At 58.8% G+C, this 9438-nt stretch carries 8 protein-coding genes; 7 read left to right on the top strand and 1 reads right to left on the bottom strand.

The window, feature by feature from the left end:
* The 6 genes from SVU69_05550 to tsaB form a co-directional block, all read left to right on the top strand.
* A partial coding sequence (locus tag SVU69_05550) for a porin (GenBank protein MDY6942463.1) occupies positions 1 to 998 on the top strand: 998 nt, incomplete at its 5' end.
* Positions 999 to 1272: 274 nt separating this feature from the next.
* Positions 1273 to 2016, top strand: a complete 744-nt coding sequence (gene phoU, locus SVU69_05545) for a phosphate signaling complex protein PhoU (GenBank protein ID MDY6942462.1) — start codon at positions 1273 to 1275, stop codon at positions 2014 to 2016.
* A gap of 489 nt (positions 2017 to 2505) precedes the next feature.
* Positions 2506 to 4821 (top strand): penicillin-binding protein 1B, encoded by a 2316-nt coding sequence (gene mrcB / locus SVU69_05540; protein ID MDY6942461.1) that lies wholly within the window; start codon positions 2506 to 2508, stop codon positions 4819 to 4821.
* A gap of 20 nt (positions 4822 to 4841) precedes the next feature.
* Positions 4842 to 5240, top strand: a complete 399-nt coding sequence (locus tag SVU69_05535; GenBank protein MDY6942460.1) for a tetratricopeptide repeat protein — start codon at positions 4842 to 4844, stop codon at positions 5238 to 5240.
* Positions 5237 to 7207 (top strand): ATP-dependent DNA helicase, encoded by a 1971-nt coding sequence (locus tag SVU69_05530; protein ID MDY6942459.1) that lies wholly within the window; start codon positions 5237 to 5239, stop codon positions 7205 to 7207. The genes SVU69_05535 and SVU69_05530 overlap by 4 nt, the downstream gene beginning before the upstream one ends.
* On the top strand, positions 7188 to 7886 hold the full coding sequence (tsaB, locus tag SVU69_05525; protein ID MDY6942458.1) for a tRNA (adenosine(37)-N6)-threonylcarbamoyltransferase complex dimerization subunit type 1 TsaB: 699 nt from the start codon (positions 7188 to 7190) through the stop codon (positions 7884 to 7886). The genes SVU69_05530 and tsaB overlap by 20 nt, the downstream gene beginning before the upstream one ends.
* 6 nt (positions 7887 to 7892) lie before the next feature.
* On the opposite strand, the gene SVU69_05520 is transcribed toward tsaB, so the two are convergent.
* On the bottom strand, positions 7893 to 9152 hold the full coding sequence (locus SVU69_05520; GenBank protein MDY6942457.1) for a tetratricopeptide repeat protein: 1260 nt from the start codon (positions 9150 to 9152) through the stop codon (positions 7893 to 7895).
* Between the two features lie 100 nt (positions 9153 to 9252).
* Here SVU69_05520 and SVU69_05515 point away from each other — a divergent pair.
* A partial coding sequence (locus tag SVU69_05515; protein MDY6942456.1) for a hypothetical protein occupies positions 9253 to 9438 on the top strand: 186 nt, incomplete at its 3' end.

Below are 9438 nucleotides of genomic sequence, written 5' to 3'. Positions count from 1 at the left end.
TCGATCCTGCAGTTGGACCCGATGCCGATGCGACCGACGATTTTTTCCTCCGTCGGATGCGTTTCTACATCGAAGGCTCGGTAACTGAAAACTGGTCCGGTATCTGGCAGGTCGATTTCGGCAAAGAAAGCGAGAACCCCGCTATCAAGGATGCTTATATTCAGTATTCCGGTCTTTCCGCGGGCAAAATCATCATTGGTAATCACAATGCGCCTTTCTCGCGGGAATTGTTGACCTCATCCAAGCGTCAGCAGTTGGTGGAGCGTACCTTTGTGGGTGACCACAACTACGGTACGCCCGATCGCCAAATGGGTATTTCCATCAAGGGCGGCGACAATTTCCAGTATCAGGTTGGTGTCTATAATGCGGGTATTGACCCGTCCACCAGCAAACTGGACTGGGAAAGCCGCACCAGTGAAGATGCCGAGTACTTCGGTTACATGGTCGCCGGTCGACTCGATTTCTATCCCATGGGTAAGTTCAAAAAGGCCCAGGGCGACTTCGCTCGTGACAAGTTCCAGCTCGGCGTTGGTGTGAACGCTTACACTTGGAGCAACGACGACGACACCTACGCCGGCGCCGATCCGGCAATTGTCGCTCCGGGTGAATACGAAAGCGTCACCGGCTACGGTGCCGACGTTGCCGTTCGCGGTGCGGGTCTTTCCGTTGATGCGGAGTACAACTCTTATAGTTCCGATACGAACAGCGACAGCTTCAGTGGCGGTTTGATTGAGGACGGGTCGGGTGATTTCGCCACCTATTCCGTGGAAGGCGGCTTCATGGTCGTTCCCAGCAAGCTGGAAATCGTCGCCGGTTACCAAGGCCTCGACGCCGATGCCTGGGACGAGACTTGGACCCGTATGTCTATCGGCGCGAATTGGTTCTTCAGCAAACACAAAGACAAGATCCAGTTCGAATACCAAATGGGTGACGATGTTCAGGGCGTCAAGGATGATGAAGAAACCATCATTTACGTTCAGTTCCAACACGTCTTCTAAGATCCAGGCCTGAACTTTTCAGGTCCGCTAAAGCCGGGGTTCGTCCCCGGCTTTTTCTTTTTGATCGGTCGTCCTGGATGGTGAATGATTCAATGGGGTTTGTCTTGGCGATGGTTTCGAAATGACGAAATCACGTACGATATGAAAGTCGGCTCCAGCTTTGTGCTCATTGGACTCGGTCTGCGGATGTGCATCGAAGAACTATCAGGCGCGCCGCTGGTCAATTTGGATCATCGGTTTCCATCCTGGCGGCGTCGGGAGGTTGAAGGAAAGAATGGACAGAAGTGATTTTACGCACCATACCTCACGACGTTTCAATCGAGAGTTAGAGGATCTCCATAACCGCGTGTTGGTCATGGGGGGGTTAGTCGAAGAACAGATCGCGCAGGCGACTCGTGCGCTGGTTGAGGTCGACGGTGCATTGGCCGCACAAGTCGCCAGGAATGACCATCAAGTCAATGCGCTTGAGGTCGCCATCGACGAGGAATGCAATCGCATATTGGCGCGCCGTCAGCCCGCGGCGAGCGATTTGCGCCTCATTATGACCATCATCAAGACCATTACCGATTTGGAACGCATCGGCGACGAGGCCGCGAAAATCGGACGCATGGTTGTCAACCTTTCAGAGGCGGATCGGCCGGCTCAGGGATACCATTCGCTCGAGTACCTGGCGGGTCATGTGCGGCGAATGTTGAATGATGCGTTGGACGCGTTGGCCCGCACCGACGCGGAGGCGGCGTTGCGTGTTGCCCGGGAGGATCAGCGGGTCGATCGGGAGTATGAAGCGATCTGGCGCCAATCACTCACCTTTATGATGGAAGATCCACGGAATATCCGACGTATGTTGGACGTGCTGTGGTGTGCCCGTGCGCTGGAGCGGATTGGGGACCACTCCCGTAATATTGCTGAGTATGTGATATTTCTGGTCGGCGGACGGGACGTGCGCCATACCAGTCTCGAGGAGATGGAGCAGGTGGTCGGGGAAACCCTACAGCGGGAGGCGGCAAAGCATCGCTGAGAATCGACTGCTTGGTCGTGGGGCGTCTTGGTGTCACACCATCAGGGCGCCGATCTTCAGGCAAAAAAAAGCGCCCGGGCGGGCGCGAAGTGCGAGAGAGAGAGGGAGAAAGAGGAAATACTTTTCATCCAGCAGGATGATGACGTTGGGCTTTCTGCAAATCCTACGCCAAGTCTGTTTCACTTCTGTGAAACTCCGATAAATCGCCTTTTGTCGTATTCGTGTTCTCTGCTTTCTCGATCACTAATTGCATTCTTCGTCAGTGGTTTATGCGTGGCTGTTCGGGGACTGTCTTGCGTTAGACACATTGATCTCATCGTCCTTCGGAAATCCGGTTTTCCGCATTGAGTCGGTTGGTGATATCTCACCAATGGTGCAATGCACCCTGCGTGATCCGTGGTGGTGCATTTCGTTCAGGTTCATGTTTCGAAGTGGTGCGTGCGGGGATTGATGCGTGGACGTGTTCTGAATCTATCTGAGTTATTCCGCATGAAGAAAGCTGCTCGTTCAAAAGAAAAGACGTCCGGCCGCCGATCGATTCGAGCCTGGATTGCGATCGGTGTAGCTGTGAGCCTCGGCTTGTTGGCCGGCTATACCGCTTATCTCAATCACGTCGTCACCGAGCGCTTTGACGGTCGGCGTTGGGCTTTACCTTCGCAGGTGTATGCCCGGCCGCTTGAACTGTATTCCGGAGCGGTGCTCCAAGCCGAGTCACTACGGACGGAGCTGGAGCGTTTGGGATACCGCCGAACGTCGGCAGTGGCCGGGGCGGGCACCTATCAGCCGGTATCGGACGGTTTTCGCATCCACACCCGAGCGTTTCAATTTTGGGACGGTTCGGAACCAAGTCGGATCGTCAGGATCGCGTTCCGCGATGGACAGGTGGTGTCGATCAAGGATCAAAATGGCCGGCCGCTCAAGTTGCTGCGATTGGATCCACTGTTGATCGGCAGCATCCATACTCAACATGCCGAAGATCGCGTGTTGGTGCGGTTGGGAGAGGTGCCGCCGCTGCTGTTGACCGCACTGATGTTGGTTGAAGACCGGCGTTTCCCCGATCACATTGGATTAGACTTTCGAGCGATTTTCCGGGCCATGTGGGTCAACCTCCGAGCGAGGCGGATCGTTCAGGGCGGCAGCACGCTGACCCAGCAATTGGTGAAGAACTATTTTCTCGACAACGATCGAACGCTAAGGCGCAAATTCAACGAAGCCATCATGGCCATGCTACTGGAATGGCACTACGGCAAGGACGAAATTCTGGAGGCCTATCTTAATGAGGTCTACCTCGCCCAGGACGGCCAGAGAGCGGTGCATGGATTCGGTTTGGCAAGCCAGTTCTATTTTCGGAAACCGCTTAACGAACTGGGGCCTCATCAGTTGGCCTTACTCGTGGCGATCGTTAAAGGGCCCTCATACTACGATCCCCGCCGCCACCCGGAGCGCAGTCGGGTACGGCGAGACCAGGTTCTCGGGATTCTTGCCGAGCATGGCGTTATCGACGCCCCGCAGGCACAACAAGCCAAACGGCAACCGATCGGCTTGGCTACCGGACAGGGTCGTCCGGACACCTTTCCCGCTTTTGTCGATCTGGTTCGTCGCCAGTTGCGGGTGGACTATCGGGCGGAGGATCTCACCTCCGAAGGCCTACGGGTTTTCACGACCTTAGATCCCGGTATCCAGGAAGCGGTTGAGAAAGCCGTTTCGCGTCGACTACCGAAACTCGAACAGCAATACGCTGTAGGCAAGGATCGGCTGCAGGCTGCAGCGGTGGTCAGCGACGTGCACACCGGCGAAGTTCGGGCGCTTGTCGGCGGTCGCGATGCCGGTTATGCCGGGTTCAATCGATCCCTTGATGCCAAACGGCCGGTTGGGTCCCTGGTCAAGCCTTTCGTATTTCTCACTGCCCTCGCGCGATCTTCCGACTATCATCTGGCCACGCTGGTGGATGACAGCGCCATCCGGGTGACTTTAAGTGATGGTCAAGTGTGGGCCCCCGACAATTTTGGCGGGCAGTTCCATGGCACCGTCCCGCTGTTCGAGGCCTTGGCGGGGTCCTACAACGCCGCCACAGTCCGGGTGGGGTTGGATGTGGGCGCGGGAACCTTCGCGACAACCCTGCGGGACTTGGGGTTCGAGCGGGACATGCCCGCATACCCCTCGTTGTTCCTGGGTGCTGTGGAGATGAGCCCGCTCCAGGTCGCGGAGCTCTACCACACATTGGCCTCGGGTGGGTTTCGACCGAATCTGCGGGCGATTCGGGAGGTGTTGACCGCCGACGGCGTGCCGCTGCAACGTTATTCCGTTGCCGTGCGGCGGGTGGCGCCCGCCGCACCGGTTTATCTGACGGTGAATGGGATGCAGGAAGTCGTTCGCCGAGGCACCGGGCGATCGCTCAACAACTATCTGTCCACGGATCTGGCGGTCGCCGGCAAAACAGGGACGACCGACGATTTTCGGGATAGCTGGTTTGCCGGCTTTACCGGGGATCACTTGGCCGTTGTTTGGTTGGGGCGTGACGATAACCAACCCGTGGGCTTAACCGGCGCGACGGGGGCGCTCACGGTTTGGGGAGAAGCCATGGCGAAAATCCCGACGCGTCCCCTCGATCCGGTGCCTCCGTCCGGCATCGAACATCGTTGGGTCGATGAGGTTACCGGCCAATGGTCAGCCGAAGCTTGCCCGGGTGCGGTAGAATTGCCGTTTTTGGAAGGAACCGGGCCGGAAACCGCGACGCCTTGCGGGCGCCAGCCCAGTGTGCGTCCTGAGCGGTTGCTTGAGCGGGTGCGACGCTGGTTCCGATAGGTTTTCCCTGGAAGGTCAACATGTGGAACAACGCTCGCCTTGTCCGTCTGTGTCTTCTCGCACTCGCGTTTATCCTGACGGCCTGTGCTCCTTTGACGCCGCCGGTGAGTGAGCCCCCGGCGGAGATCTCCCGCAATGCGGCCGTCCTGGAGCTTGTGCAGCGGGCAGAGGAAGAAACCGCCAGCGGTCGCCTCGAGCAAGCCGCCGGTTGGTTGGAGCGGGCGCTGCGTGTCGAACCGCAAAACCCTTGGTTATGGTATCTGCTGGCCGAAAATCGCTATCGAGACGGACGCTATGACGAAGCGGAAGGGTTGGCCGAGAAATCGCTGTCTTTGACGGGCGACGAGCCCACGCTCGCCTCACAGAATCGTGCCTTGATCACCCAGGCACGGGCCGCTCGGGGATCGGTCGGACCGTGACAGACTCCGCGACGACGGTTGAGAAGCTGTTCGATGTTGAAGGGCCGTTGGCGCAACAGTTGCCCGGCTATGCCCCTCGGGCAGCGCAAGTCACCATGGCGACCTGCGTCGCAGACGCCATCGAATCCCGGGGTCAGCTGATCATCGAGGCCGGCACGGGCACCGGCAAGACATTCGCCTATCTTGCGCCGGCTTTGTTATCCGGGCTTAAAACCATCGTATCCACCGGAACCCGCGCTCTGCAGGATCAAATCTGCGAAAAAGATATTCCTTTGCTTTCTCGCACCCTCGGCATTGAACCCAAGGTGGCGCTTCTGAAAGGCCGCAGCAACTATTTATGCCTGCACCGAATGGGAATGGCGGCCCATTCTCTGTTTTCGGCCGAGCGGGACCATTCGACCTTGGCTCGCTTGGAGCAGTGGTCCCACGAAACGGTGAGCGGCGATATGGCCGAGTTTTCCGGTGTGTCGGAAGACCAGCCGCTTTACGGTGCAGTAACCTCCTCAGCGGACAATTGTCTGGGTGGCGAGTGCCCCACCTTTGAGCAGTGTTTTGTGGTCAAGGCGCGCCGCCAAGCCCTTCAGGCCGATCTGGTGGTGGTCAATCATTACCTCCTGTTCGCCGATATGGTGCTCCGCCAAGACGGGTTCGGTGAGCTGCTGCCCGGCGCGGACGCGGTGATACTGGATGAAGCCCATCTGATTCCGGAAGTGGCGTCTCGTTTTTTCGGCCGCTCCATCAGCAGTCGGCAACTCATCGGCCTTATGCGCGACATTTCCCTGGAGTATGAAGCGAACTTGCGTGATATGCCGGATTTGCCCTTGGCCCTGCGGGCCGTGGAAGGGGCCGCTCAACGGTTCCGCGCCACCCTTGGGCCAAGTGTCGTGCGTCGTGCCTGGGCTGATTTGCCCGACCACGGCCTTTCCGCGCGGGAGGCGGCGGCGGAGCTCAAGACCACTTTGGAACGGTTACTGGTGCAACTGCATGCCGCCGCTGAGCGTACCGCCGGTATGGAGCATTGTTGCCGACGGGCTGAGGACCAACTGGCCCGACTGAACCAATGTCTGGAAGATCAGGATACCGACCACGTTGCCTGGCTGGACAGTTCCAAGCACGGATTTACCTTGCATCGCACCCCACTCGATATACAGGGGCCGCTCCGCGAAGTGATGGTGCCGGAAACGGCTTGGATATTGACCTCGGCGACATTGGCCGCGGATGGCCGCTTCGACTTTTTCCAGAACCGCGTGGGATTGGACGAAGCCGAAACCGTGTTGCTTGAAAGTCCGTTTGATTATCGTCGCCGGGCTCTTTTGTACGTACCGGCCGGGCTTCCCGAACCGGCAGATCCTAACTATGATCGTGCCGTGCTGGAAGCGGCCTTGCCGGTGATCGAGGCCAGCGGGGGGCGGACATTTTTTCTCTTTACCAGTCACCGGGCTTTGCGGTGGTGTGCAGCGGAACTGGAAGGCCGCTTGCCCTACCCGGTGCTGGTGCAGGGGCAGGCGTCCCCGGCCGAGTTGATTCGGCGATTTCGCCAGTATGGTGACGCCGTCCTGTTGGGTACGGGGAGTTTTTGGGCTGGCGTGGATGTGCGGGGGCCGGCATTGGAATTGGTGATCATCGATCGGTTGCCTTTCGCATCGCCCGGTGATCCGGTGCTGGCCGCTCGGGTCGCGGCCATGAATGCCGCCGGCCAAAACCCGTTTCGTCACTATCAACTGCCCATGGCCGTGATCACGCTCAAGCAGGGTGTCGGTCGGCTGATCCGCGACGCCACCGATCGGGGCACCTTAATGCTGTGCGATCCGCGGCTGTATCAGCGCAGCTATGGGCAAGTGTTCTTGCGCAGCTTGCCGAACATGCCGGTGACCCGCGAGCTGGCCAGGGTGCAAGCGTTCTACGGCCAGCCGCGTTTGACGTCTGATGTGTACGGAAGCCCTATCGATGAAAATATTAGCGATTGACACCGCGAGCGATGCCTGTTCGGCTGCTTTGGGGGATGAGAACTCCCTCATTAGCCGGTTCGACCTGGCACCCCGGCAGCAGGCGCAACGTGTATTACCCATGGTGAAAACGCTATTGGCCGAAGCCGGCTGGCGTCTTCAGGACTTGGACGCGCTGGCTTTCGGTCGCGGCCCAGGGAGTTTTACCGGGGTTCGGGTCGCCGCCAGCGTGGCGCAAGGCTTGGCCTTCGGGGCCGACCTGGGTGTGATTCCTGTCTCCAATCTGGCGACGCTGGCCCAAGGGGAAATCCAACAAAGCGGGCGAGACGGCGTGGTGGTGGCGGTCGATGCGCGTATGTCCGAGCTTTATTTCGCCGCGTTTCGTGCCAATGGCGAGGGTTTGGCGGAGAGGGTCGGCGAAGAACACTTACTTCCGCCGGAGGCCGTGTCGCTGGCCGTCGATCACCTACCGGCGGATCAAGACTGGTATGGTGTGGGCAGCGGTTGGTCCGTTTACCGGGAGAGCTTTCCCGAGACTGTCACAGACAGGCTGATTGCCGTTGAAGGGGATCGGCTCCCCGATGCATACCACATGATGCCCTTGGCCGTTGCCCAATGGCAGCAATCGGGTACCTTACCGCCAGAGCAGGCGATTCCCGTTTACTTGCGTGATCAGGTTGCGTGGAAGGGCGGCCGGTAGCGCCGCTTAGAAGCCCCAGCCCAACCCCAAGGTGACGATGTTTCGCTCGTAATCCTGCGAATTGACTGTGCTGTTGTTATCCACGCGGGTGAATGCGGCATGGATATCCAGGTTTGAGCCAAGCCGGCGTTCCACTTCCAATGAAGCTTGTAGCCGCTCGTCAACCCGTGGCCCGGCTTCATAATCGATATCCTGATAGCCGAGGTTCAACGACAGGGTGCTGTTGCTGTCCAGAACCATGTTGAAACCGGTGGTGAAGGAAATACGGCGGGGAGAGGCCTCTGGGGATTCCAGGTCGTTGATCTCGTAGGCATAGCCGGCGCCGATGGCCCAGGTCTCCGCCTCGTAAGTGCGACTGAATCCGGCGCGGTGGCGACTGCCGTCAAGAAAATCGAATAACGAATCTAAAGCCGCGTAGTAATTGTAATCGTAGAACAACGTCCAGTCGTTCCGACCGGCCTTGAGGCTGAGCTGCGGGCTGCCTTGGTAAGGTTCCCCGCCAAAGAACGTAAAATTGCTCCCCAAACGCCAGCCGAAATCCCAGTTCCACCGCTGGTACTCGTGGCTGAGGCCGCCGCCAAAGCCCACATTCTGACCTTGGGAGAGGCCGTCGTACTCGGTGGCGTTAAGAACGATGTCGAAAACATAGTCGCTGTTGCCGATGGCTTCAAATCCCCCAGCATAGACATTAACGAACGCGGCGCTTTGATCGAACACAAACGGGATGGCGCTGTCCGGTAGAAACACCACGTCACTGTCGTAGCCGAGGTTAAACTCGGCAAAACGGCTGCCGGATAAACTTGGCCGGCGCTGTTCAGCTTGCTGCAGGCCCGCCCGGGCTGCCTGGGCCACACCACCTGTCGCTGTTTCCAAGCTGCGGCGAAACCACTCGGCGGCTTCAGCGGGTTTGTCCTGCTCCAAGGCGATCTGACCCAGATAAAAATGGGCCTTATCGAGGTTTTGGCCGCTGGCCACCACCAGCTCGAAATAGCCTCGGGCCTCATCAAACTGACGCAGCTGCAAGTGGGTCAGGCCCAGGTAGTAGGTGGTTTCCGCATCACTGCGTCCAGCCGAGAAGGCTCGATTGAAGGCGTCCAGGGCCGCATTGTACTGACCTGCCCGGTACGATTGTAGACCGGCAACGAAATCGGCCTCGCCCGGTTGCGTGGCGGAGTCGGTAGGGAGATCGGTAGCCGCAACGGTAGCGGGCAGACCGGGGCCCAGCAAGGTCAACGCGAGCGCGCAGGGATAAAGCAGACGAGGCATGGCAAATCCTTAACCGGGGAGATCCTGGCGCGGGGCTGGTTCCGCTCAATCGGCTCCCCAAGGCCTTTGGCGGAGTATTTCGATTCGGCCCGCTGTTCGCGTGCGGGCAAGCGTCTTACATGAAGTCGCAATTGTCAAACAAACCGCCCCGACGGCACGAGTTCCGACGGGGCGGTTTTTTCAGTTCAGCGGTGAGCTGTGCAAGTACCGCTTAAGGCGCGACCATGCCGAGGGCACCCAGGGCGCCACCGGTGAAGCCTTGACCGGATTGGAACTCATACACGTC

The organism is Pseudomonadota bacterium (assembly GCA_034189865.1).
Lineage (GTDB): Bacteria > Pseudomonadota > Gammaproteobacteria > UBA5335 > UBA5335 > JAXHTV01.
Note: the sequence above shows the minus strand (reverse complement) of the source record. Positions and strands in the feature narration are given on the sequence as shown.